This is a genomic window from Streptomyces sp. NPDC033136, assembly GCF_055578235.1.
On sequence record NZ_JBVIPD010000005.1, the window covers coordinates 180,899 to 206,193 of the forward strand.

A 25,295-nucleotide genomic window follows, 5' to 3' on the forward strand; every position below is an offset into this window, starting at 1 on the left:
GTGGGGGGGGGGGGGGGGGGGGGGGGGGGGGGGGGGAGAGGGGGGGGGGGGGGGGGGGGGGGGGGGGGGGGGGTTTCCTCCCCCCCCCCCCCCCCCCCGCGTCCGGGGCACAATGCATACCGTGAACGCCGACAGCCGCAGGGTGACGCAGAGCGTCCGGGGACGCCTGGCCGTCCCCGCCGGGATGCTCGCTGCCGTCGCCGCCGCCTTCGTCTACGTGGGCGCGGTCGACCCCAACGAACCCGGCCACTACCCCGCCTGCCCGCTGCTGCTCTCCACGGGTCTGTACTGCCCGGGCTGCGGCGGCCTGCGCAGCGCCCACGCGTTCGTCCACGGCGACCTCCCGGCGGCGCTGCAGGCCAACGCGCTCGCCGTCCTCGGCTATCTGGCCTTCGCCGTGCTGTGGACCGTGTGGGTGGTCCACGCCGTGCGCGGGCGCCCGCTGCGGATCGATCCCCGCCCGGGGCTGGTGTGGAGCCTCGGTGCTGTGCTGCTGGTCTTCTCGGTTGTCCGGAACTTGCCCTTCGGTGGCTGGCTCCACCCTTGATCAACTGGCGAATGTCCAGGTAGTGGGACCGGCGTCAACCGGATGTGAGGCCTACGCCTCGCTGCGGATACCATCGCAGTGACCATCGGTTTTCGATCGGTCGCTGGAACTGTCAAGAGTCTGGAAGGGGGCCGCTCGCGTGAGTGTGCTCGACGAGATCATCGACGGAGTCCGTGCCGACCTCGCGGAGCGGCAGGCGCGCGTCAGCCTCGACGAGCTCAAGGAGCGCGCGGCGAAGGCTCCCGCCGCCAAGGACGGCGCGGCCGCACTGCGCGGCGACGGCGTGAAGGTCATCTGCGAGGTCAAGCGTTCCAGCCCGTCCAAGGGCGCGCTGGCCGCGATCGCCGACCCCGCCGGACTCGCCGCGGACTACGAGGCGGGCGGCGCGGCCGTCATCTCCGTCCTCACCGAACAGCGCCGCTTCGGCGGCTCGCTCGCCGACCTGGAGGCGGTCCGCTCCCGCGTGGACATCCCGGTCCTGCGCAAGGACTTCGTCGTCACGTCGTACCAACTGTGGGAGGCCCGCGCCTACGGCGCCGACGTCGTCCTGCTGATCGTCGCGGCCCTCGAGCAGCCCGCGCTGGAGTCCCTCATCGAGCGCGCCGAGTCCATCGGGCTCACGCCGCTCGTCGAGGTGCACGACGAGGACGAGGTCGAGCGCGCGGTCGACGCGGGCGCCCGCGTGATCGGTGTCAACGCCCGCAACCTCAGGACCCTCGAGGTCGACCGCGGCACCTTCGAGCGTGTGGCACCCGAGATCCCGGACCACATCATCAAGATCGCCGAGTCCGGCGTCCGCGGCCCGCACGACCTCATCGCCTACGCCAACGCCGGCGCGGACGCGGTCCTGGTGGGCGAGTCCCTCGTCACCGGCAAGGACCCCAGGACGGCGGTCTCGGACCTGGTGGCGGCGGGAGAACACCCCGCCCTCCGGCACGGCCGGAGCTGACCTCCCGCTAGGCTTGGACCGATGACTCTCCCCATGACGACCGTGGACCGGTACGCCCGCCTCGCGCGCGGCTGCCGACCCCGCGGCTGCCGCGCCCCGGCCCGCCGGGTACACGGCCGCCGCGTCCGCTACGTCATCGGTGACGAGCCCGGCCAGGTCAACGGCATGCGATGGCAGCGCCCCTTCCTTCAGGGGCGCGGGGACTGCGCGACAAGCCACAACGGGCCCGCAGCCAAGTGACCATCCCCGCCCCCACGGCGATCAGTGCATTCACACACTCACCGTGAGGTTTCCGCATGCCCAGCCAGTTCTTCATCCCCGACCCCGAGGGTCATACCCCCAGCCCCGAAGGCTACTTCGGGGCGTTCGGCGGCAAGTTCATCCCGGAGGCCCTCGTCGCCGCGGTCGACGAGGTGGCCGTCGAGTACGACAAGGCCAAGCACGACCCGGAGTTCGCCCGGGAACTCGACGACCTCCTGGCCAACTACACCGGCCGCCCCTCGGCGCTCACCGAGGTGCCCCGCTTCGCCGAGCACGCCGGAGGCGCCCGGGTCTTCCTCAAGCGTGAGGACCTGAACCACACCGGCTCCCACAAGATCAACAACGTCCTCGGCCAGGCCCTGCTCACCAAGCGCATGGGCAAGACCCGCGTCATCGCCGAGACGGGCGCCGGCCAGCACGGCGTCGCCACCGCCACCGCCTGTGCCCTCTTCGGTCTCGAGTGCACGATCTACATGGGCGAGATCGACACCCAGCGCCAGGCCCTCAACGTCGCCCGCATGCGCATGCTCGGCGCCGAGGTCATCGCCGTGAAGTCCGGCAGCCGCACGCTGAAGGACGCCATCAACGAGGCGTTCCGCGACTGGGTCGCCAACGTCGACCACACCCACTACCTCTTCGGGACCGTCGCCGGACCCCATCCCTTCCCGGCCATGGTCCGCGACTTCCACCGGGTCATCGGCGTCGAGACCCGCCGCCAGCTCCTGGAGCGCGCCGGGCGCCTGCCCGACGCGGCCGTCGCCTGCGTCGGCGGCGGATCCAACGCCATCGGCCTGTTCCACGCCTTCATCCCGGACGAGTCCGTCCGCCTCATCGGCTGCGAACCCGCCGGGCACGGCGTCGAGACCGGCGAGCACGCGGCCACCCTCACCGCCGGCGAGCCCGGCATCCTGCATGGCTCGCGCTCCTACGTCCTCCAGGACGACGAGGGCCAGATCACCGAGCCGTACTCGATCTCGGCCGGGCTGGACTACCCGGGCATCGGCCCCGAGCACTCCTACCTCAAGGACTCCGGCCGCGGCGAGTACCGCGCGGTCACCGACGACGCGGCGATGCGGGCCCTGCGCCTGCTGTCCCGCACCGAGGGCATCATCCCGGCCATCGAGAGCGCCCACGCGCTGGCCGGCGTCCTGGAGGTCGGCAAGGAGCTGGGCAAGGACGGGCTGATCGTGGTCAACCTGTCCGGCCGCGGCGACAAGGACATGGACACCGCCGCACGCTACTTCGGCCTCTACGACACCGACGCCGAGGTCGCCGCCGACGCGGACACCGACACCGCCGAGATCGAGGGGGACGCCAAGTGAGCGGCGCTGCTTTGAACAGTCAGAGGGGCCAGCTGTTGAGCGACACCCTCGCCGCGGCCAGGTCCGAGGGGCGTTCCGCGCTCATCGCCTACCTCCCGGCCGGGTTCCCGACCGTGGACGGCGGCATCGAGGCGATCAAGGCCGCCCTGGACGGCGGCGCCGACGTCGTCGAGGTCGGTCTGCCGCACAGCGACCCCGTCCTCGACGGCCCCGTCATCCAGACCGCCGACGACATCGCCCTGCGCGGCGGCGTGAAGATCGCCGACGTGATGCGCACGGTCCGCGAGGCCCACGCGGCCACCGGCAAGCCCGTCCTCGTCATGACGTACTGGAACCCCATCGACCGCTACGGCGTCGAGCGGTTCACCGCCGAGCTCGCCGAGGCGGGCGGCGCCGGGTGCATCCTCCCCGACCTGCCCGTGCAGGAGTCGGCGCTGTGGAGGGAGCACGCGGAGAAGCACGGCCTCGCCACCGTCTTCGTCGTCGCCCCCAGCAGCAAGGACGAACGGCTCGCGCAGATCACCGCGGCCGGCAGCGGCTTCGTCTACGCCGCCTCCCTCATGGGCGTCACCGGCACCCGCGCCACCGTCAGCTCGCAGGCCCAGGACCTGGTGGAACGGACCCGGGCCACCGGCACGGACCTGCCGGTCTGCGTCGGGCTCGGCGTCTCCAATCCCACCCAGGCCGCCGAGGTCGCGGGCTTCGCCGACGGCGTGATCGTCGGCTCGGCCTTCGTCAAGGCGATGCTGGACGCCCCGGACGACGCGGCCGGTGTCGAGGCCGTGCGCGCGCTCGCGGGCGACCTCGCCAAGGGCGTGCGCGGACAGGCGTAGGAAAGCCGGAAGTCATACAGGTCCCTCGTACGGGTGGACCTGGGACCGGGGAGGCGCGGTGCGTCTCCCCGGTTCGTTTCCGGGATGTGAGCGAGAAGAACCCTGAGGGAAAGCGCACCGCCCGGGAGAAGCTGGCGGCCGAGCGCGAGAAGCAGAAGTCCGCGGACAAGCGCCGGCGTACGCTGATCGTGGGCGGGGCCGTCGTCGCCGTCCTGGGACTCGCGGCGGTGATCGGCGTCGTCGCGGCCAACGCCGGCAAGGACGACGACAGCGAGGCCTCGGGCCCGGTCGTGGCCCCCTCGGGAGCCCAGGGCAAGGACGGCCTCGCGATCCCGGTCGGCAAGGACAGCGCCAAGTCCACGCTCACGGTGTGGGAGGACTTCCGCTGCCCGGCCTGCAAGTCCTTCGAAACGGCGTACCGTCCGGTGATCCACGAGCTGACGAACGCGGGTCAGTTGAGGACCGAGTACCACCTGGTCACCCTCATCGACGGCAACATGGGCGGCAGCGGCTCCCGTAACGCGGCCAACGCCGCCGCCTGCGCCCAGGACGCCGGGAAGTTCCCCGCGTACCATGACGTGCTCTTCGACAACCAGCCCCCGGAGGTCGACGACGCCTATGCCGGCACCGACAAGCTGATCGAACTGGCCGGCAAGGTCGACGGCCTGGACACCCCCGCCTTCCGCAGGTGCGTTGAGGACGGCACGCACAACGCGTGGGTCGCCAAGTCCCACGAGGCCTTCGACAAGGGCGGCTTCTCGGGCACGCCGACCGTGCTGTTCGACGGCAAGAACATCTACCAGGACCGGACGATGACCCCGGCCAAGCTGAAGCAGATGGTGCAGGAGGCGAACAAGGGGTAAAGGAGATTCTCACGCCCCCGTTATGGACCCGTAGCCGGGCTGCCTGCCGCGGCCCCGGTCCGGCACGGTAGCGTCGACCTTGCCATGGAACTTGCCTTCATTCCCAGCCCGTCGCGCGGGGTGCTGTACCTCGGCCCCGTTCCGCTGCGCGGCTACGCGTTCTGCATCATCATCGGCGTCTTCGTTGCCGTCTGGCTCGGCAACAAGCGCTGGATCGCCCGGGGCGGGCGGGCCGGCACGGTGGCCGACATCGCTGTCTGGGCCGTGCCCTTCGGCCTCGTCGGCGGCCGGCTCTACCACGTGATCACGGACTACCAGCTGTACTTCAGCGAGGGCCGTGACTGGGTGGACGCCTTCAAGATCTGGGAGGGCGGTCTCGGCATCTGGGGCGCGATCGCGTTCGGCGCGCTGGGCGCGTGGATCGGCTGCCGGCGCCGGGGCATCCCGATCCCCGCGTACGCCGACGCCGTCGCGCCGGGCATCGCCCTCGCCCAGGCGATCGGCCGCTGGGGCAACTGGTTCAACCAGGAGCTGTACGGCAAGCCCACCGACCTGCCGTGGGCCCTGGAGATCACCTCGTCGGCGGACGGGCGGGTGCCGGGCACGTACCACCCGACGTTCCTGTACGAGTCGCTGTGGTGCGTCGGTGTCGCGTTCCTGGTCATCTGGGCGGACCGCCGCTTCCGGCTCGGACACGGACGGGCGTTCGCGCTGTACGTCGCCGCGTACTGCTCGGGCCGGGCGTGGATCGAGTACATGCGCGTCGACGACGCCCACCACATCCTGGGCCTCCGGCTGAACGTCTGGACCGCGATCCTGGTGTTCCTGCTCGCCGTGGCGTACCTGGTGGTGTCGTCGAAGAAGCGGCCCGGCCGGGAGGAAGTCGTGGAGCCGGGAGCCTCCGGCGGTCCGGCCGGCGACGCGGACGGCGAGGCCGACGGCGAGCGCGAGGACGGCGACGCCGAGGGCGAGGACGGCAAGGCCGCGAAGGACGGCGACGCCGCGAAGGACGGCGACGCCGCGAAGGCCGGCGACGCCGCGAAGGCCGGCGACGCCGTGAAGGCCGGCGACGCCGAGGAGGCCAAGAACGAGGCCGGCTCGGCGAAGAAGACCTGACGATCCTCCGTACGACACCGAGGGCGCCCGGAGCTATCCGGGCGCCCTCGGTGCGTGTGGGGGGTGTCAGCGGAGGCGGGACAGAGCAAGGGTGCGCTGGGCCGCCGTCACCACCGCCGCGTCGATGAAACGGCCGTCCGGCAGGGCCTGGGCGCCCGGCTCGGTGGCGGCCGCCTTGAGGACCGCCTCCGCCTGCTCGATCTCCTCCTCGGTGGGCCGGTAGGCCCGTACGATCACCGGGAGCTGGCGGGGGTGGATCGCGGCGCGGCCGAAGAACCCCAGGGCGCGGCCGTGAGCGCAGGAGGCGGCCAGGCCCTCCAGGTCGCGGGTGTCCGGGTGGACCGACTGGGGCGGTGGGGGCAGGCCGGCGGCCCGGGCCGCCACGATCACCCGGGAGCGGGGCCAGTCGAGGCCCGAGTCGTCGGATGCCCCCAGGTCGGCCCGCAGGTCGGCCTCACCGAGCGCGATGCCGCGCAGGTTCGGATGGGCGCCGGCGATGGCGTACGCCTGTTCCACGGCGAGGGCCGTCTCCAGGAGGGCGTACAGGCCGGCCCGGGCGGCGCGGCGTGCGACGTGCGTGACCTGCGCGGGCGAGCTGATCTTGGGCAGGCGGAGGCCGGAGAGGCCGGGGGCCCGGACCACCGCCGCGATGTCCTGTTCGCCCCAGGGGCTGTCCAGGGCGTTGACGCGGACGTGGACCGGGACGGGCGGCGGGTCTTCGAGCAGGTCGGCGGTGGCGGCACGGGCGTAAGTCTTGCGGTCGGGGGCGACCGCGTCCTCCAGGTCGATCACGACGGTGTCGGCGCCGGAGGCGAGTGCCTTCGCCACCACGCGGGGGCGGTCGCCCGGGGCGTAGAGCCAGGTGAGCGGGTGTGCCGTCACAGGGCGCCCGCCGTGCGCAGCGCCGTGAGGTCGGCCGGGGACAGGCCCAGTTCGGTGAGGACCTCGTCGGTGTCGGCACCGTGCGGGCGGCCGGCCCAGCGGATCGCGCCGGGCGTGGCGGAGAGGCGGAAGAGGACGTTCTGCATGCGCAGGGGGCCCAGCTCCGGGTCGTCGACGGTGGTGATGGTGTCCAGGGCCTGGTACTGCGGGTCCGTCATCACGTCCCGGATGTCCTGGACCGGGGCCACCGCCGCCTCCGCCTTCTCGAACGCGGCCATCACGTCGGTCCGGGTGCGCTCGGCGATCCAGCCGCCGACCGCCTCGTCCAGGACGTCGGCGTGGCGGGCCCGGTCGGCGCCGGTGGCGAACCAGGGCTCGTCGATCAGTTCCGGGCGGCCAACCAGGCGCATCACGCGTTCCGCGACCGACTGGGCCGAGGTGGAGACGGCGACCCAGGTGCCGTCCGCGGTGCGGTAGACGCCGCGCGGTGCGTTGTTGGGGGAGCGGTTGCCGGTGCGGGGCTGGACGTGGCCGAGCTGGTCGTACCAGAGGGGCTGGGGGCCGAGGGCGGCCAGGATGGGCTCGATCAGAGCCAGGTCGACGACCTGGCCCTCGCCGGTCCTGTCCCGGGCGGCGAGGGCCGTCATCACCGCGTACGCCGTGGTGAGGCCCGCGATGGAGTCGGCCAGGCCGAACGGTGGGAGGGTCGGGGGCGCGTCGGGTTCACCGGTGATCGCGGCGAAGCCGCTCATCGCCTCCGCGAGGGTGCCGAAGCCGGGGCGGTGCGCGGAGGGGCCGAACTGGCCGAAGCCGGTGACGCGGGCCAGGACCAGACGGGGGTTGGCGGCCGACAGCTCCGGCCAGCCCAGGTCCCACTTCTCCAGGGTGCCGGGGCGGAAGTTCTCGATGATCACGTCGGCGCCGGCGGCGAGGCGCAGGAGGGTGGTGCGGCCGCCGGGCTTCGACAGGTCGAGGGTGATGGTGCGCTTGTTGCGGCCGAGCATCTTCCACCACAGACCCACGCCGTCCTTCGACGGGCCGTGGCCGCGGGAGGGGTCTGGCTTCGACGGGTGCTCGACCTTGACGACCTCCGCGCCGAAGTCGCCGAGCAGGGTGGCGGCCATCGGGCCGGCGAAGAGGGTCGCGAGGTCGAGGACGCGGAGGCCGGTGAGGGGCGCGGTCATGGGCGGGGTCATGAGCGGTGGGTCTCCCGGTGGGTGAGGTGGGCGAGGGTGTCGAAGCCGATGCCGTTGAAGTCACCGATGGACGTGGACAGCCGGTTCTTCAGCGGGGCCGTCCAGCGGTCGGGGAGTGCCGCGGGGTGTCCGGCCAGCAGGCCGGCGATGCCGCCGGCTGTGGCGCCGCCTGAGTCGGTGTCCCAACCGCCGCTCACCGCGCGGCAGATGGAGCCGGTGAAGTCGCCGTCCGCGTGGGTGAGGGCGGCGGCGATCAGGGCGGTGTTGGGGACGGCGTGCACCCAGTGGTGGGTGGCGGCGTGGGTGGCGTGCAGTTCGTCGACCACCGTGTCGAAGTCGTCGTGTCCCCGGGCAAGTCGGATGGCGTGGCGGACGGCTCGGGCGAGGCGGGAGCGTGGGGGCACGACCGTGAGGCCGGTGCGCAGGCAGGTGTGGACGTCGTGCTCGCCGGTCGCGGCCGTGGCGATGGTGGCCGCCGCGAACATCGCCGCGTAGACACCGTTGGCGGTGTGGGTGAGAACGGCGTCCCGGTGGGCCTGTTCGGCGGCGGCGGACGGGTCGCCGGGGTTGGTCCAGCCGTGGACGTCGGCGCGGATCAGGGCGCCGATCCATTCGCGGAACGGGTTGCGGTGGCGGGCGGTGTGCGGGGGTTCCAGGCCGGTGAGGAGGTTGCGGTAGGCGACGCGTTCGGCGGTGAACGTGCGGCCGGCGGGGAGTTCGTCCAGCCAGGTGCGGGCCACGTCCGTGGTGGTGAAGGACATGCCGTGGCGTTGGAGGAGGACGAGGTTGAGGAGCGGGTAGTCGAGGTCGTCGTCCTCGGGCATGCCGTCGATGTTCTCGGCCAGGGAAGTGGTGGCCGAGCGGCGGTTCCAGGGATGTGCGGCCAGGAGTTCAGCGGGTACGCCCCGGGCGGTGAACCAGGTGGTCAGGGGCCAGTTGCCGGTGGACCCGGCCAGTCGGCGGATGGCCTGCAGGGGGAGTTTCTCGACCGGTTTGCCCAGGAGGCAGCCGACGGCGCGGCCGAGCCAGGCGGCTTCCAGGCGCTGCGGCGTGGGGGCCGGGGCGCTCGCCCGCGGCGGTGGCCACTCGGGGCAGGAGGACCTGATCCTGTCGAGGTGCGTGGGTTCGTCGTCCGCCAACGCGCTCGGCAGGTCGGCCAGTTCGTCCAGGAGGTCTTCCGCCAGCTGACGCAGGTAGCGGGAGACGGGGGTGGGGGACGCGCCTGCCGCGAGGGGGGCGGCCCGGCCGCCTGCCGCGCGCCAGCGGGCTGCGATCGCCTTCGGCTCGCGGCCGTCCTGGGACGCCTGGCGCAGTTCGTGGCCGATCAGGTCCTCCGGCTGGACCCAGGTCAGTCGGAGCATTCCTGGCCCCCGAGGGACGTGAAGGCGTGTTCATGGGTGCGGCGGCGGGCCACGTCGCGGGTGAAGATCTCGCGTGTCACGGTGGTGAGGGTGGCGGCCGGTTCCCAGAGGTCCAGGCGGCTGGCCTCCGCCACGGTCTTGGCCCAGTCCTCCGGGACCGGGGAGCCGAGGGCGCCTGCCAGGGCGCCCGCCATGGTGGCGATGGAGTCGCAGTCGCGGCCGTAGTTCACCGCGCCGAGCACCGCGTGGCGGTAGTCGCCCCGCGCCACGAGCAACATGCCCAGGGCGACGGGGAGTTCCTCGATCGCGTGCAGGCGGGAGGGGCGGCGGGCGCCCAGGGACGGGGCGCGGTAGTCGGGGCCCACGGTGTCGTAGGGGGCGACCGTCTCGCGCAGGGAGCCCAGTGCCGACTCGAAGTCCGTGTGGCGGGACGCCTCCTCGCAGACCCGCTCGATCGCCGTCCGGGTCCCGTCCTTCGCGAGGGACAGGCACGTCGAGACGATCGAGTCCGGGGTCGCTCCGGGGGTGCAGGCCGCCGCCACCGCCGCGGCCAGGACGCCCGCCGCCTCACGGCCGTACGAGGACTGGTGCGCGCCGGCGATGTCGAGTGCCTCGGCGTAGGCCCCCTGCGGGTTGGCCGCGTTGACCAGGCCGACCGGGGGGATGTACATCGCCGCGCCGCAGTTGACGATGTTGCCGGTGCCGGCCTCGCGCGGGTCGGCGTGGCCGTAGTGGATCCTCGTCACCAGCCATTTCTCCGCCAGGAAGAGGCGGTGCAGGGGCAGTGCCTCGGTCTCCAGTTCCGGGATCCAGCGGGGCTCGGTCATCAGGTCGGGGACCAGGTGGCCGGCGATCGCGTAGGCGTCGAGGTGGTCGCGGACCCGGGCGTAGACGCGGATCAGGGCGTGGGTCATCAAGGTGTCGTCGGTGACGTGGCCGTCGCCCTTGTGGTACGGGGCGAGGGGGCGGGCCGTGCGCCAGTCGTCGCCGTGCCAGGGGCCGACGATGCCGTGGACGCGGCCGCCGTGGCGTTCCAGGATCTGCTCGGGCGAGTAGCCCTCGACCGGTCCGCCGAGGGCGTCGCCGACGGCGGCTCCGACCAGGGCTCCGGTGATCCGCTCGTCCAGCGGGGTGTTTTGGTGTGGTTTGGGCTGCATGGGCGCATCATCCACCCGGGCGGGCCGGTTGTGCGGCTTCCAGGAGTTCGGCGAGTTCCACGAGGTCCGTGCCGGTCAGGCGGGGCAGGACGCAGCCGGAGAGGGTGCGGCAGGTCTCCCGCCAGGAGGCCGGGATCGACGCGCCGCCGCCGAGGGCGCCGGTCAGGGCGCCCGTCAGGGCCGGGGCGGAGTCCGCGACGCGGGACAGGCAGGCCGCGGCCGGGATCGCCTCCGCGATGCGGCCGCGGGCGGCGGTGGCCAGGGCGAGGGCGACCGGGACCGTCTCGGCGGCGGCGATGCCGTAGCTGTAGACGTGGTCGACGATCTGGTGTTCCAGGGGCGGGACCAGGGCGAAGACGCCGTCCGCGTCGGCGGCGAGCTTGAGGGCGTGGCGGGCGTTGCGGCCGATCTCCGTCTCCTCGGGGAGTTCGGCGAGGGCCGCCGTGACGCAGGCGTCGACGTGCGCGCCGGCCAGGGCGAGGGCGAGCGCCGCCGCCATCGCGCGGGCGCCGTGGACGCCGTCGCCGTCCTGGGTGTAGCGGGCGTCGAACTCGGCGAGGTCGGCCGCGCGCCGGGGGTCGCCGGGGTGGGCCACGGCCAGGACGCAGGCGCGTACGCAGGCGGCGTCGTCGAAGTAGTGCGGGTTGTCGTGGCCGGTGGCGGGCGGGCGCAGGCCGGTGGCGAGGTTGCCGAGGCCGGCCCGGACGGAGATGCGGGCGCGCAGGGGCAGGACCGCGGACTCGATCTCGGGGGCGCGGTCCGCCGCGGCCGCCACCTCGCTCGCGACGGCGTTCCAGGTGAGGTCGATCGCGGCCCGGGCGCGGCGTTCCCGGCTGAGGTCGCCCAGGACGCCGTCGTCACCGGCGCGCAGGAGGGCCTCGGCGGCGAATGCCGCCCATTCCGCGTCGTCGGAGGGGCCCAGGCGGAGGGGCTCGGGGGACTGGTTCAGGGCGATGGGGACGGGGAGGGTGGTGGTCGCGTTGTCCTCGGCGAAGGTGTCCAGTTCGCGGGTGAGGCGGCGGGTCCAGTCGGGCATGCGGGCGGCTCTGTGGCGGGCGGCGGGCCAGCCGGCGGCGTCGCCCGCGGCCAGTCCGAGCAGGAGGCCTTCGGCCCTCTTGTCTCCCACCCGAGCACCGCCCGGAGCACCGCCCGTCACTGTCACCCGAGGGGTCCTGGTCTCCCGTGGGGCATCCACGCCGTCGGCGGCTGCCGCTGCCTCGGTCGTCATGAGGGCTCTGTCCCGTCGCCCGCCGCGAGGACGAAGTCCGTGAGGGCCGGGGGCCCGGCGGTGGCGGGCCGGGCGTCGCCGTCCGCCGGTGTCAGCAGGTCCGCCACGTCCAGGACGTGGTAGCCCGCCATCGCCGGGAGGCATGACCCGCGGGCCGGGGTGATGGCCGCCGCCCATGCCGCCGGGATCGCCGGCACCCCCCGCGTCGCACCCGCCAGCGCCCCCGCCACCGCCGCCGTCGTGTCCGCGTCGCGGCCCATGTTCACCGCCGTCAGGACCGACTGCTCGAAGTCGCCGTCGGCCGCCGCGTACGCGCCGAAGGCGAGGGCGACCGCCTCGGGGGCCAGGTCGGTCCAGGGGTAGCCGCCGATGACGACCGCGGAGCGGACCGCGCGTTCGCCGCGATGGGCCACCGCCACGGCGCGGCGCAGGCAGCGGGCCGTCCAGGAGTCGTCGGGGACGACCGCGAGGGCCGCGGCCACGACGGCGATCGCCGGGGCACCCGCCATCGCCGCGGCGACGCCCGCCGCCACCGCCTGACCGCCGTAGATGCCCTCGCCGTCATGGCTCACCGAGCCGTCGATCGCGACCAGCCGGGCCGCCTCGGCCGGGCGGCCGGCGGCGAACACGCCGAAGGGGGCCGCGCGCATGGCCAGACCGTCGCTCCAGGCGTGCCGGTGCTGGGCGGAGATGGGGGCGGCCAGGCCCCGGCGCAGGTTCTCCAGGGTGCCGCGTTCGCTGAAGCCGGCGCCCCGGAAGGGGCCCTCGTCACGGTCGGCGATCAGCTCGTGCCAGGCCGCTTCCACGTGGGCCGGGGCGAGGGCGGAGCCGTGCCGGGCCAGGAGGAGGCCGGAGAAGATCGCGTACTCGGTGTCGTCGGTGCCCGCCGGGTTCTCGGCCACGTAGCCGGTGATCCGGCCCCAGCGGGCGCGGATCTCGGAGGGCTTCAGGTTCTCCGCGGGGGCTCCGAGGGCGTCGCCGACGGCCAGGCCCAGCAACGCGCCCCGTGCCCGGGCGCGGAACGCGGCGGCGTCCCCGGGCGCCGGGACGGAGGGGATGCAGGCGGTCGATGCCATACGGCATGTGTCCCACCGGGGTGGCTGCCCCGAGCCTCACGAGCCTCAGCATCACCCGGTCGACATCTGCGCGGGCTGGCCATCAAGTGAGCACGGAAGGGTAAAGCCGCAGGTTAGCGCAGCCTTTCCTTGCTGGCGGAGGGCGGATCCAGAGCGTAGTTTATGTGTTGTAAAAATCTGGAAGTTGTCCAAAGAAGGGGAGCGGGGGTCTTCCATGGCCATCATCGAGACCGAGGCGACACTGCACGGGGCGCACCGGGACAACCACACCCACCGGGACGTGAACGGCGGCTGGCTGCGTCCCGCGGTGTTCGGCGCGATGGACGGCCTCGTCTCCAACCTCGCCCTGATGACCGGTGTGGCGGGCGGGTCGGCCGGGCAGCACGCCGTCGTCCTCAGCGGACTCGCGGGCCTGGCCGCCGGCGCCTTCTCCATGGCCGCCGGCGAGTACACCTCGGTGGCCTCCCAGCGCGAGCTCGTCGAGGCCGAGCTGGACGTGGAGCGGCACCAGCTGCGCAAGCACCCGAAGGACGAAGAGGCCGAGCTCGCCGCGCTCTACGAGTCGAGAGGCGTCGAGCCGCGGCTGGCCCGGGATGTCGCCCGGCAGCTGTCCAAGGATCCCGAGCAGGCGCTGGAGATCCATGCCCGGGAGGAACTCGGCATCGACCCCGGCGATCTGCCCTCGCCCACCGTCGCCGCGGTGTCGAGCTTCGGCTCCTTCGCGCTGGGCGCGCTGGTTCCCGTCCTGCCGTACCTGCTGGGGGCGAGCAGTATGTGGCCGGCCGTGCTGCTGGCGCTGCTGGGGCTCTTCCTGTGCGGTGCGGTCGTGGCCAAGGTGACGGCGCGCACCTGGTGGTACAGCGGACTGCGGCAGCTGCTCCTGGGTGGCGCGGCGGCCGGTGTGACGTACGCCCTGGGCACCTTGTTCGGAACGGCCGTAGGATAGCTCGGCTCGGACCTATACAAGGGACCGCATAAGTAGCCGTTACTTGCTGGTTTCGACCGTGCGACCACGGGGCATGAGCCGTAAGCGCTGCGGGCAATGACGCCCGCCGCGCACCACGGCGAGGTGGGCGAAGGCGCCCGTCCCGCCCCCGGGCCGACGGACATCGATCTGACCCGATCGTTCCGTGCGGCCCCTCCATGGCTTCCACTGCTGGTGCGGTACCCCCGCCGCGAACCCGCAGTGTCCGCATGATGGAACGAATTATCCCGCTTCCCGAGAACCGCTCCATCATGTAACCTGCACGAAATTTTGCGACCACGCGAGGGCCAACGTCGTCCCTCGGCGCCATGCATATGCCAGATGACGACGACGGGAGAGCCGATGCGTACGCCGCGCCAGCCGTCCCAGCACTCCGCGAATGGCCAGAACTGGTCCTTCATGGATGCTCGCCCTGCTGCGCAGGGTATGTACGACCCCCGCAACGAGCACGACGCCTGCGGCGTCGGCTTCGTCGCCACCCTCACCGGCGAGGCGTCCCACACCCTGGTCGAGCAGGCTCTGACCGTTCTGCGCAACCTCGAACACCGCGGGGCCACCGGCTCCGAGCCGGACTCCGGCGACGGCGCCGGCATCCTGTCGCAGGTCCCGGACGCCTTCTTCCGTGACGTGGCCGGATTCGAGCTGCCCGCGGCCGGCGGATACGCGGTCGGCATCGCCTTCCTGCCGGAAGACGCCGCCGACGAGGCCGTCTCACAGATCGAGGCGATCGCGTCCGACGAGGGCCTGACCGTCCTCGGCTGGCGCGAGGTGCCGGTCGCTCCCCAACTGCTGGGTGCCACCGCCCGGTCGACCATGCCGGTCTTCCGTCAGATCTTCGTCAGCGACGGCGCGGCCGTGCCCGCGACGGGCATCGACCTCGACCGCAAGGCCTTCGTGCTGCGCAAGCGCGCCGAGCGCGAGGCCGGCGTGTACTTCCCGTCACTGTCCGCGCGGACCATCGTCTACAAGGGCATGCTGACCACCGGCCAGCTCGAGCCTTTCTTCCCGGACCTGTCCGACCGCCGCTTCGCCTCCGCGGTCGCGCTCGTGCACTCCCGGTTCTCCACGAACACGTTCCCGTCGTGGCCGCTGGCACACCCCTACCGCTTCGTCGCGCACAACGGTGAGATCAACACCGTCAAGGGCAACCGCAACTGGATGGTGGCCCGCGAGTCGCAGCTCGTCTCGGACTTGTTCGGCTCTGCCGACCATGGACACAGCGGCTCCGACGACAAGGCCATCGAGCGGATCTTCCCGGTCTGCACGCCGGACGCCTCCGACTCCGCCTCCTTCGACGAGGTCCTGGAACTGCTGCACCTGGGCGGCCGTTCGCTGCCGCACTCCGTGCTGATGATGATCCCGGAGGCGTGGGAGAACCACGACTCCATGGACCCGACCCGGCGCGCCTTCTACCAGTTCCACTCCACGATGATGGAGCCCTGGGACGGCCCGGCCTGTGTCACCTTCACCGACGGCACCCAGGTCGGCGCGGTCCTCGACCGCAACGGCCTGCGCCCCGGCCGCTACTGGGTCACCGACGACGGCCTCGTCGTCCTCGGCTCCGAGGTCGGCGTCCTGGACATCGACCCGGCCAAGGTCGTCCGCAAGGGCCGCCTCCAGCCCGGCCGCATGTTCCTCGTGGACACCGCCGAGCACCGCATCATCGAGGACGACGAGATCAAGGCGCAGCTCGCCGCCGAGCACCCCTACGCCGAGTGGGTCGAGGCCGGCGAGATCGAGCTGTCCGACCTGCCCGAGCGCGAGCACATCGTGCACACCCACGCCTCGGTCACCCGCCGCCAGCAGACCTTCGGCTACACCGAGGAGGAGCTGCGCGTCATCCTCGCGCCGATGGCCAAGGCCGGTGCCGAGCCGATCGGCTCCATGGGCACCGACTCGCCCATCGCCGCGCTCTCCGACCGCCCGCGGCTGCTGTTCGACTACTTCACCCAGCTGTTCGCGCAGGTCACCAACCCTCCGCTGGACGCCATCCGCGAGGAGCTGGTCACCTCCCTGCGCTCGTCGCTGGGCCCGCAGGGCAACCTGCTGGAGCCGTCGGCCGCGTCCTGCCGCAGCGTCCTGCTGCCCTTCCCGGTCATCGACAACGACGAGCTGGCCAAGCTCATCCACATCAACGCCGACGGCGACATGCCCGGCTTCAAGGCCGCGACGCTGTCCGGCCTGTACCGGGTGCACGGCGGCGGTGACGCGCTGGCCGCGCGCATCGAGGAGATCTGCGCCGAGGCCGACGCCGCCATCGGCAACGGCGCCCGGCTGATCGTCCTCTCGGACCGCCACTCGGACGCCGAGCACGCGCCGATCCCGTCGCTGCTGCTCACCGCGGCCGTCCACCACCACCTCATCCGCACCAAGCAGCGCACCCAGGTGGGCCTGCTGGTCGAGGCCGGGGACGTCCGCGAGGTCCACCACGTCGCCCTGCTCATCGGCTACGGCGCCGCCGCCGTCAACCCGTACCTGGCGATGGAGTCCGTCGAGGACCTGGTCCGCGCCGGCACCTTCCTGCCGGGCATCGAGCCCGAGCAGGCCATCCGCAACCTCATCTACGCCCTCGGCAAGGGCGTGCTGAAGGTCATGTCCAAGATGGGCATCTCGACCGTCGCCTCCTACCGCGGCGCCCAGGTCTTCGAGGCCGTCGGCCTCGACGAGACCTTCGTCGGGAAGTACTTCAACGGCACGGCCACCAAGATCGGCGGCGTCGGCATCGACGTCATCGCCAAGGAGGTCGCCGCCCGCCACGCCAAGGCCTACCCGGCCTCCGGCATCGCCCCGGCGCACCGCGCGCTGGACATAGGCGGCGAGTACCAGTGGCGCCGCGAGGGCGAGCCGCACCTGTTCGACCCGGAGACGGTCTTCCGCCTCCAGCACTCCACGCGCTCCGGCCGCTACGACATCTTCAAGAAGTACACCGAGCGCGTGAACGAGCAGTCCGAGCGGCTGATGACGCTCCGCGGGCTCTTCGGCTTCAAGTCGGACCGCCAGCCGATCTCCATCGACGAGGTCGAGCCGGTCTCCGAGATCGTCAAGCGGTTCTCGACGGGCGCCATGTCGTACGGCTCCATCTCCCAGGAGGCGCACGAGACCCTCGCCATCGCCATGAACCAGCTGGGCGGCAAGTCCAACACCGGTGAGGGCGGCGAGGACCCGGAGCGCCTGTACGACCCGGCCCGCCGGTCGTCCATCAAGCAGGTCGCCTCCGGCCGCTTCGGTGTGACCTCCGAGTACCTGGTCAACTCCGACGACATCCAGATCAAGATGGCCCAGGGCGCCAAGCCCGGCGAGGGCGGCCAGCTGCCCGGCCACAAGGTCTACCCGTGGGTCGCCAAGACGCGTCACTCGACGCCGGGCGTCGGGCTCATCTCGCCGCCCCCGCACCACGACATCTACTCCATCGAGGACCTGGCCCAGCTGATCCACGACCTGAAGAACGCGAACCCGCAGGCGCGGATTCACGTCAAGCTGGTCTCCGAGGTCGGCGTCGGCACGGTCGCCGCGGGTGTCTCCAAGGCGCACGCGGACGTCGTGCTCATCTCCGGCCACGACGGCGGTACGGGCGCCTCGCCGCTCACCTCGCTGAAGCACGCCGGCGGCCCCTGGGAGCTCGGCCTCGCCGAGACCCAGCAGACGCTGCTGCTCAACGGCCTGCGCGACCGCATCGTCGTGCAGACCGACGGCCAGCTGAAGACCGGCCGTGACGTGGTCATCGCCGCGCTGCTCGGCGCCGAGGAGTTCGGTTTCGCGACCGCGCCGCTCGTCGTCTCCGGCTGCGTCATGATGCGCGTCTGCCACCTGGACACCTGCCCGGTCGGCATCGCCACGCAGAACCCGGTCCTGCGCGAGCGGTACAACGGCAAGGCCGAGTACGTCGTGAACTTCTTCCAGTACATCGCCGAAGAGGTCCGCGAGATCCTCGCCGAGCTGGGCTTCCGCTCCCTCGAGGAGGCCGTCGGTCACGCCGAGACCCTCGACGTCACCCGCGCCGTCGACCACTGGAAGGCGCAGGGCCTGGACCTGGCACCACTGTTCCACGTGCCCGAGCTGCCCGAGGGCGCGGTGCGCCACCAGCTGATCGCGCAGGACCACGGCCTGGAGAAGGCGCTCGACAACGAGCTCATCAAGCTCGCCGCCGACGCGCTCGCCGCCGCCGGCGCCAACGACGCCCACCCGGTGCGCGCCCAGGTCGCCATCCGCAACATCAACCGCACGGTCGGCACCATGCTCGGCCACGAGGTGACGAAGAAGTTCGGTGGCGCGGGTCTGCCCGACGACACCATCGACATCACCTTCACCGGCTCCGCCGGCCAGTCCTTCGGCGCGTTCGTGCCGCGCGGTGTCACGCTGCGCCTGGAGGGCGACGCCAACGACTACGTCGGCAAGGGCCTCTCCGGCGGCCGGATCGTCGTCCGCCCGGACCGCGCGGCCGACCACCTCGCCGAGTTCAGCGTCATCGCCGGCAACACCATCGGCTACGGCGCCACCGGCGGCGAGATATTCCTGCGGGGCAAGGTCGGCGAACGCTTCTGCGTCCGCAACTCCGGCGCGACGGTCGTCTCCGAGGGCGTGGGCGACCACGGCTGCGAGTACATGACCGGAGGCCACGCGGTGGTCCTCGGCGAGACGGGCCGCAACTTCGCGGCCGGCATGTCCGGCGGTATCGCCTACGTGATCGACCTCGACCGGGACAACGTCAATGTCGGCAACCTGGACGCCGTTCAGGCGCTGGACGACACCGACAAGCAGTGGCTGCACGACGTGGTCCGCCGCCACCAGGAGGAGACGGGCTCGACCGTCGCCGAGAAGCTCCTGGCCGAGTGGGACACAGCCGTCGAGCGCTTCAGCAAGATCATCCCCAGCACGTACCAGGCAGTGCTCGCCGCCAAGGACGCCGCCGAGCGAGCCGGTCTCTCCGAGACCGAGACCCACGAGAAGATGATGGAGGCGGCGATCAATGGCTGACCCGAAGGGCTTTCTGAACCACGGCCGCGAGGTCGCCAGGTCCCGCCCCGTCGAGGAGCGCGTCAAGGACTGGAACGAGGTCTACGTCCCCGGCTCCCTGCTGCCCATCATCAGCAAGCAGGCCAGCCGCTGCATGGACTGCGGCATCCCGTTCTGCCACAACGGCTGCCCGCTGGGGAACCTGATCCCCGAGTGGAACGACTACGCCTACCGCGAGGACTGGGCCGCCGCCTCGGAGCGGCTGCACGCGACCAACAACTTCCCGGAGTTCACGGGCCGTCTGTGCCCCGCTCCGTGTGAGGCCGCGTGTGTGCTCGGCATCAACCAGCCGCCGGTCACCATCAAGAACGTCGAGGTCTCGATCATCGACAAGGCGTGGGAGACCGGGGACGTCGCCCCGCAGATCCCGGAGCGCCTGTCCGGCAAGACCGTCGCGGTCGTCGGCTCGGGCCCGGCGGGCCTCGCCGCCGCCCAGCAACTGACCCGCGCCGGCCACACCGTCGCCGTCTACGAGCGCGCGGACCGCGTCGGAGGCCTCCTCCGCTACGGCATCCCCGAGTTCAAGATGGAGAAGCGGCACATCAACCGCCGCATCGAGCAGATGCGCGCGGAGGGCACCCGCTTCCGCACGGGCGTCGAGATCGGCCGCGACCTGAAGGCCACGGACCTGAAGAAGCGCTACGACGCGGTCGTCCTGGCCGTCGGCGCGACCACGGCCCGCGACCTGCCGGTGCCGGGCCGCGAACTCAAGGGCATCTACCAGGCCATGGAGTACCTGCCGCTGGCCAACAAGGTGCAGGAGGGCGACTACGTCACCACTCCGATCTCCGCCGAGGGCAAGCACGTCGTGGTCATCGGCGGCGGTGACACCGGCGCGGACTGCGTGGGCACCGCCCACCGCCAGGGCGCGGCCTCCGTCACGCAGCTGGAGATCATGCCCCGCCCGGGCGAGGAGCGGCACCCGATCAGCCAGCCCTGGCCGACCTTCCCCATGCTCTACAAGGTCACCTCGGCCCACGAGGAGGGCGGCGAGCGCGTCTACGCGGTCTCGACGACCCACTTCGAGGGCGACGAGGAGGGCAACGTCCAGTGGCTGCACCTCACCGAGGTGGAGTTCATCGACGGCAGGCTGACCCCGAAGCCGGGCACCGAGCGCAAGATCCCCGCCCAGCTGGTCACGCTGGCCATGGGCTTCACGGGCACCGACCGCGACAACGGCCTCGTGGACCAGTTCGGCCTGGAGCTCGACGAGCGCGGCAACATCGCCCGCGACGCCGACTTCCAGACCAACGTGCCGGGCGTGTTCGTCGCCGGGGACGCGGGCCGCGGCCAGTCACTCATCGTCTGGGCGATCGCGGAGGGCCGCTCGGCGGCGCGCGGTGTGGACCGCCACCTCACGGGCAACAGCGAGCTGCCGGCGCCGATCGGCCCGACGGACCGCGCGCTGATGGTCTGAGCCCGGTGACGAACTGACCTGACGGTCACGCACAGACAACCCGTACAAAGGCGTACGGGCGGGATATCTGAGAGGGCTCCCCTCCCAGACCCCCCGAGACGGCGCCTGCCCCCTTGTCCCCGACCGGACGAACGGGCAGGCGCCGCCGTTTTCCCCCGGTACGACGACACCCTGTACGGGTCCTGGTCATGGCACCTTGTACGTGTCCCCGTAGACGGCCCACTCCAGCGGCGTCTCCAGACGCAGGTTGCCCTCGTTCAGGAAGCGGCGCTGGGCGGTGTCGACGCGGCTCGTGTCCGCGCCGGGGCGCTCGGTGGCCATGGCGGTGCGGCGGACGTCGAGGAAGGCGTCCAGGTACGCCTTCTCACTGCCGCCCTCGGCCGGCGTGTCCGCCACGCGCAGCGTGCGTTCGCGCACGCCGTAGAAGCCCTCGGGGCCGGAGTCGGGACCGTGGAAGATCAGAGCGTCGTAGTAGACGAACTGGCCGAGCGTGCCCAGGCCGTCCAGCTTGGCGAGGCGGACCGCCGGGTCGAAGGAGACACGGTCACGGTGCTCGTCCTGGGCCCTGCGGAAGGCCGGGAGCTTCGCCTCCGCCTTCCAGGCCGCGGTGAAGCCGGGGTCCAGGCCCTCGTGGGAGTCCGTGCCGTCGACCTCGCGCAGGGCCGGCAGGTAGCGGGCCAGGCCGTTGTCCGGGTGGGTTTCGGTGTAGCGCTCGACAAGGGCGAGCAGGTCGTGGGTGCCGGTGCAGAAGCCGGCGATCCCGGCGGTGTAGCCCCGCCCGTCCTCCAGGTCCTCGATCGAGCCGTAGAGGGCGCGCCAGTTCAGTGTCGACTGGTGGGCGCTCGCCACGATCTGCTGCGCCAGTTCCTTCTTCTCCGGGGCGGCCAGGCCCGCGGGCAGCCCGGCGATCACCTTGTCGTCCTCCGCCCGCTCCTTCTCGGCCCGGTCCTTGGCCTCGTCCCGGGCCGCCTGGGCGGCGGACACGGCGGGCTTCGCCGTGGGCTCGGCGGAATCCGCGGGTACGAGGAAGTAGGCCGCCGTGGCGACCACGGGAACGGCGACGAAGAACGCCACACCAGCACGATTCACTGGGATCACCCTGCCTGTCAGCTCCCTCACGTTCCCCGCCGTCCCGGCCGCCTGGAGCACCAGCGGCCGGCACACGCCCCCGCCCGCACCGGCGCGCGGCGCCGGTCCAGGGGCGCGTAAGCGTACGCCAGCGTCCGCACACGTCCACCGGCAGGTCGCATGGGGCGTACTTTCGGCATCGCGTCCGGTGACCCCAGGGGAACACGCATGGCCGCGATCAGTCTGAGCAAGGTCCAGGAGCCCGCTCCCGCGCCGGTGACCTCCCTTGGCCCAGCCACCCCGCCGGCGCTCGCATGTCCTCAGCCGCTCCCGCTCCCGTTCCTGTCCGGCCGCACCTGAATGTGGTCCTCCTCCAGCCCCAGCAGCACCCGGTCCCGCATGCCCAGTGCTCTCGTGTACTCGGCCGGCAGCTGGAGGCGGCCCGCGCGGTCGAGCATCGCGTACTCACGGGCCACCAGGGCCTCCTCGCCCGCCTCGTCGACCTCCGTGCGGCGCAGCACCTCCGTCGAGGTACGGCCGTCGCGGATCGCGACCGTGCGGCGGACCTCGCCGGCTACCGCCTGGTCGTGCGTGACGACGACGACGGTCGTGCCCAGCTCCTCGTTGACCCGGCGGAACGCCGCGAAGACCTGCTGCCCGGTCGCCGAGTCCAGCTCGCCGGTCGGCTCGTCGGCGAGCAGTACGGCGGGGGAGTTGGCCAGGGCGACGGCGATCGCGACGCGCTGCTGCTGACCGCCGGACATCTGCTGCGGACGCCGGTCCCGGCAGTCGGCGACGCCGAGCAGGGACAGCAGGTCGTCCGCCCGTCCGGCCCGTTTCCCACGCGAGCCGCCCGCCAGCCGTATGGGCAGGTCGACGTTCTGGGCCGCCGTCAGGTAGGGCAGCAGATTGCGTGCCGTCTGCTGCCAGACAAATCCGACCACCTCACGCCGGTACCGCAACCGCCCCTTCGCGTCCATCGCCAGCAGATCACGGCCCGCGACCCTCGCGGTGCCCGCGGTGGGGGCGTCCAGGCCCGCGAGGATGTTCATCAACGTCGACTTGCCGCTGCCGGACGCCCCCACCAAGGCCATCAACTCGCCCTCCCGCACCAGGAGATCGAGCCCCTGGAGCGCCTGCACCTCCACGGCGTCCCCACCACCGCGCTTCGCGAAGATCCGCACCAGCCGGTCGCAGGCGATCAGGGCGTCATGCCCGTACGCGGGCCGGTCGCGGTGCCGCGCCGCCCGCCGCTCCAGCTCCGCGAGCGACTCCGTCGTACCGCTCATCGCAAGTCTCCTGCCCTGAGGTGAGTGAGGGGTGAACGGCGTCCCGCCCACCAGGCCTGCGCGACGGCGGCCGCCCCCGCCAGCAGCACCGCGCCCGCGGCCGGCAGGGTCAGTGACCACAGGTCGGCCCGCAGCGCGGCACCCCGCGGCGCCGTGACACCGGACGCGCCGGCCAGGGCGAGCTGGTCCAGATCGATGCCGGGGGCGAGCAGCCGTACCGTGGCCCAGCCGACAGCCATGCCCCCGCCGGCCGCGAGCACCGCCAGGGGCAGCGCCTCCAAGCCGAGCAGATGGCGCCCCTGGCGGGACGTCAGACCCAGGGTGCGCAGCCGGGCCACCAGCGCCGCCCGTTCCGGCGCGGTCCGCAGCAGGTCGAGCACCAGGGCGAGCACGGCGTAGCCCGCTCCCGCGAGGACGGCCCAGCCGTAGATCCGTTCGGCGCCCGCCTGCAACGGAGAGTCGGACAGCGCCGCGCGTACCTCGCCGCGCAGTGTCACGGAGAGGTCCGGCCCGGCGCCGCGCACGGCAGCCCGCAGCGCCTGCGCGTCGAGCCCGGCACCGGACGCCAGCAGCGTCGAGGGACCGCCGGAGCCCCGCAGGCCCGCAGCGTCGACCAGCAGGAAGTCGCCCTCGGGGACGGCCGGGGTGCGGGGGCGCACGGCGGTGATCCGCACCGTGACCGCTCCGCCGTCCGTCACGATCCGGCGCGGCGCCCGCCCGAGCCGCTCGGCGACGCCGGGGGAGGCGACGGCGTCCAGCACCCCGCCCCCGGCCCCCAACCGGTCGGCCGCGAAGCCCCCGAGACCCATCTGCCGGGCCAACTCCGCGTAGGTCCCCGGCTCGACACCGACCACGGTCAGCGACCGCCTCTCGTCGTCCGCGCGCTCCGCGGCGAACTCGAATCCCACGGCCGTGACCTGCCGTACGCCCCCCACGTCCCGTACCGCCCGTGCCAGCCCCGCCGGGAGCGCGGTGCCGTCGGTGGTTTCCATCCGCACGTCCGCGCCCGTCTCCAGCAGCGCGGCCCGGTCCCGGGCGTCCGCCACGCCCGCCAGCACGGACCCCCCGAACGCGGCCGTCGTCAGGGCCGTCAGCAGGGCGAGCAGGGGCAGTGTGGCGACCGCGGCCGGTGAGCGGCCCGCGCGGGCCAGTGACAGGAACCCGACCACGCCGCGCAGCCGCCCGGCCGGGCCGGCGGCCCACCGCAGGGGCAGCGGGGACAACCGTACGAGGACCAGCGCGGCGACCAGCCCGACGAGCACCGGGGCGGCGCTCACCAGCAGATCGCCGGCCCCGTCCGTCCCGCGGCGGCGCAGCGCCGCCACCGAGCCGACGGCCAGCACCAGCACGGTCAGTTCGGCGACCGTGCGGCGCCCGCCGGGCCCGGCGTGGGCGAGGTCGTCGCGCTCCCGGTGCGCCCGCGGCCTGCGATGCGCCACGACCGCGCGCACCGGCAGCACGGCACAGGCGAGCAGCGCCACGGCGCCCGCCCCGAGTACGGCGGGCAGCGGCTGGCCCCCGTCCACGACGAGCACGGCGAGCAGCAGACCGCAGGCCGCCGCGGGCACCGCCGGCACCGCGGTCTCGGCCAGCAGCCGCCCGGCGATACCGCGCAGGGAGCCGCCCCGGGCCCGCAGCAGGGCGACTTCGGCGTCGCGGCGGGCGGCGGCCAGAGCACCGCTCATGACCAGGACGACGACGGCGACCGCGGCGATCCCGAAGGCCGCGACCGCGACCACGGGCGTGATCGCGTCCCGGGTCTTCGTGTAGGAGCCGACGACCTGCTCCAGGCCGGTGGACAGCTGCGCCGTGGGACCGGCGGCCCCGCGCATCCGTACCAGCCCCGGCCCGTCCTCGACGGACGCGACCGCGTCGACGATCTCCGAGCTGTCCCCCGCGGTGAGCCGCCCGGTCGCGGGCGCGAACCGCCAGTACTTCTCCGGCTCGCCCTGGCCGCCGAGCAGCGCCGGTGCGGCCCCCGGCGCCAGCAGGACGCCCGCCTCCCAGTAGAGCATCGGCGGACGGCTGCTGGTGGAGGTCAGGGCCGGGCTGCGCAGGACCGGTTCCGCGGCCCAGTAGCTCCGCTGCGGATGCCGGGGCTGGAGGATGCCGGTGATCCGTACGGTCAGCGGTCCGTCCAGGAAGCCGGCCAGCGTGAGCGTGGAGCCGGCCCGCAGACGCAGCGTGCGGGCGGTCTCGGTGGTCACGGCGCCTTCCACCACCCTGGTGTCCACGGTCACCGGCGTGCCCGCGGTGGGCAGCCGGCCTTCCCGCACCGTGGCGTGGCCGGCCACTCCCGACTGCGCGAGCAGGGTGAACCGGGGCGGCAGCCCGTCGGGCCGCGGCAGGGACGGGTCCTGCGCTTCCAGGCTCCTCCCGGTCCGCACCCCGTACGCCGACTGGGCAGGATCCGCCCGCAGCGGCCGGGGCAGCAGCGCCCGCGCCGTGCCGTCGACCGCCGCGAGCGCCTCTGGCCGCACCGCGTCCGCACGGGCCTGGTCCGGCTGTTCGAGACCGGGCGGCGGCGCCTTCAGCTCCAGCACGGTGGACTCGGGAGAGGCTTCGGCGACGGCCGCGCGCAGCCCGTCCGTCCCGTACGCCTCGACGGCCCGGGGCAGGACGGCCGCGAGGAACGCCGTGACCAGCACCAGCACACCGAAGACGACGGTGGACACCGGCGCGGTCCGCAGCCGGGTCCGCACCCAGGGCGCGTCCTGTGCGTTCGGCGGCAT

The 25,295-nt window shown here is 73.0% G+C and carries 19 protein-coding genes; 10 read left to right on the top strand and 9 right to left on the bottom strand.

From position 1 onward, the window contains the following. Positions 1–112: 112 nt before the first annotated feature. From ACZ5TL_RS11435 to lgt, 7 genes are all read left to right on the top strand, one after another. On the top strand, positions 113–547 hold the full coding sequence (locus ACZ5TL_RS11435; RefSeq protein ID WP_468589208.1) for a DUF2752 domain-containing protein: 435 nt from the start codon (positions 113–115) through the stop codon (positions 545–547). 139 nt (positions 548–686) lie between these two features. Further along, positions 687–1,496: an indole-3-glycerol phosphate synthase TrpC gene (gene trpC, locus ACZ5TL_RS11440; RefSeq protein ID WP_468589209.1), complete on the top strand. Its 810-nt coding sequence runs from the start codon at positions 687–689 to the stop codon at positions 1,494–1,496. Between the two features lie 21 nt (positions 1,497–1,517). Next, positions 1,518–1,736, top strand: coding sequence for a tryptophan biosynthesis modulator TrpM (trpM, locus tag ACZ5TL_RS11445; protein WP_468589211.1), 219 nt, complete (start codon positions 1,518–1,520; stop codon positions 1,734–1,736). A 56-nt stretch (positions 1,737–1,792) separates the two neighbouring features. Then, positions 1,793–3,079: a tryptophan synthase subunit beta gene (gene trpB, locus ACZ5TL_RS11450; RefSeq protein WP_468589213.1), complete on the top strand. Its 1,287-nt coding sequence runs from the start codon at positions 1,793–1,795 to the stop codon at positions 3,077–3,079. Further along, a complete protein-coding gene (gene trpA / locus ACZ5TL_RS11455) occupies positions 3,076–3,912 on the top strand; it encodes a tryptophan synthase subunit alpha (RefSeq protein WP_468589214.1) in 837 nt (278 codons plus the stop codon). Before trpB ends, trpA begins: the two co-directional genes overlap by 4 nt. Positions 3,913–3,998: 86 nt before the next feature. Beyond that, a complete protein-coding gene (locus ACZ5TL_RS11460) occupies positions 3,999–4,775 on the top strand; it encodes a DsbA family protein (protein ID WP_468589215.1) in 777 nt (258 codons plus the stop codon). Positions 4,776–4,859: 84 nt separating this feature from the next. After that, the gene (lgt, locus tag ACZ5TL_RS11465; protein WP_468589216.1) at positions 4,860–5,891 is read left to right on the top strand and encodes a prolipoprotein diacylglyceryl transferase; all 1,032 of its coding nucleotides are present in this window, start codon (positions 4,860–4,862) and stop codon (positions 5,889–5,891) included. A 66-nt stretch (positions 5,892–5,957) separates the two neighbouring features. Here the strand turns inward: lgt and ACZ5TL_RS11470 are convergent, their stop codons facing one another. The 6 genes from ACZ5TL_RS11470 to ACZ5TL_RS11495 are packed head-to-tail and all read right to left on the bottom strand — an operon-like array spanning position 5,958 to position 12,791. Beyond that, on the bottom strand, positions 5,958–6,773 hold the full coding sequence (locus ACZ5TL_RS11470; RefSeq protein ID WP_468589217.1) for an HpcH/HpaI aldolase/citrate lyase family protein: 816 nt from the start codon (positions 6,771–6,773) through the stop codon (positions 5,958–5,960). Further along, positions 6,770–7,969, bottom strand: a complete 1,200-nt coding sequence (locus ACZ5TL_RS11475; RefSeq protein ID WP_468589218.1) for a CaiB/BaiF CoA transferase family protein — start codon at positions 7,967–7,969, stop codon at positions 6,770–6,772. Before ACZ5TL_RS11475 ends, ACZ5TL_RS11470 begins: the two co-directional genes overlap by 4 nt. Next, positions 7,966–9,330, bottom strand: coding sequence for an ADP-ribosylglycohydrolase family protein (locus tag ACZ5TL_RS11480; RefSeq protein ID WP_468589219.1), 1,365 nt, complete (start codon positions 9,328–9,330; stop codon positions 7,966–7,968). Before ACZ5TL_RS11480 ends, ACZ5TL_RS11475 begins: the two co-directional genes overlap by 4 nt. Continuing rightward, entirely contained in the window at positions 9,318–10,487 is a 1,170-nt protein-coding gene (locus ACZ5TL_RS11485) for an ADP-ribosylglycohydrolase family protein (RefSeq protein WP_468589220.1), read from the bottom strand. The genes ACZ5TL_RS11480 and ACZ5TL_RS11485 overlap by 13 nt, the downstream gene beginning before the upstream one ends. Positions 10,488–10,494: 7 nt before the next feature. Beyond that, the gene (locus tag ACZ5TL_RS11490) at positions 10,495–11,715 is read right to left on the bottom strand and encodes an ADP-ribosylglycohydrolase family protein (protein ID WP_468589221.1); all 1,221 of its coding nucleotides are present in this window, start codon (positions 11,713–11,715) and stop codon (positions 10,495–10,497) included. Next, positions 11,712–12,791 carry an ADP-ribosylglycohydrolase family protein gene (locus ACZ5TL_RS11495; RefSeq protein ID WP_468589222.1) on the bottom strand — a complete coding sequence of 360 codons (1,080 nt, stop codon included), beginning with the start codon at positions 12,789–12,791 and terminating at the stop codon, positions 11,712–11,714. Before ACZ5TL_RS11495 ends, ACZ5TL_RS11490 begins: the two co-directional genes overlap by 4 nt. A gap of 214 nt (positions 12,792–13,005) precedes the next feature. Between ACZ5TL_RS11495 and ACZ5TL_RS11500 the strand changes: the two genes are divergently transcribed. The 3 genes from ACZ5TL_RS11500 (at position 13,006) to ACZ5TL_RS11510 (ending at position 20,206) form a co-directional block, all read left to right on the top strand. Next, positions 13,006–13,737 (top strand): VIT1/CCC1 transporter family protein, encoded by a 732-nt coding sequence (locus ACZ5TL_RS11500; RefSeq protein ID WP_468589223.1) that lies wholly within the window; start codon positions 13,006–13,008, stop codon positions 13,735–13,737. 381 nt (positions 13,738–14,118) lie between these two features. After that, entirely contained in the window at positions 14,119–18,750 is a 4,632-nt protein-coding gene (gltB, locus tag ACZ5TL_RS11505; RefSeq protein ID WP_468589224.1) for a glutamate synthase large subunit, read from the top strand. After that, complete coding sequence (locus tag ACZ5TL_RS11510) at positions 18,743–20,206, top strand: glutamate synthase subunit beta (RefSeq protein WP_468589226.1); 1,464 nt, start codon at positions 18,743–18,745, stop codon at positions 20,204–20,206. Before gltB ends, ACZ5TL_RS11510 begins: the two co-directional genes overlap by 8 nt. A 186-nt stretch (positions 20,207–20,392) precedes the next feature. On the opposite strand, the gene ACZ5TL_RS11515 is transcribed toward ACZ5TL_RS11510, so the two are convergent. From ACZ5TL_RS11515 to ACZ5TL_RS11525, 3 genes are all read right to left on the bottom strand, one after another. Beyond that, positions 20,393–21,295, bottom strand: coding sequence for a chitosanase (locus ACZ5TL_RS11515; protein ID WP_468589228.1), 903 nt, complete (start codon positions 21,293–21,295; stop codon positions 20,393–20,395). 299 nt (positions 21,296–21,594) lie between these two features. Then, positions 21,595–22,563: an ABC transporter ATP-binding protein gene (locus ACZ5TL_RS11520; protein ID WP_468589229.1), complete on the bottom strand. Its 969-nt coding sequence runs from the start codon at positions 22,561–22,563 to the stop codon at positions 21,595–21,597. Beyond that, on the bottom strand, positions 22,560–25,295 hold the full coding sequence (locus tag ACZ5TL_RS11525; protein WP_468589230.1) for an ABC transporter permease: 2,736 nt from the start codon (positions 25,293–25,295) through the stop codon (positions 22,560–22,562). The genes ACZ5TL_RS11520 and ACZ5TL_RS11525 overlap by 4 nt, the downstream gene beginning before the upstream one ends.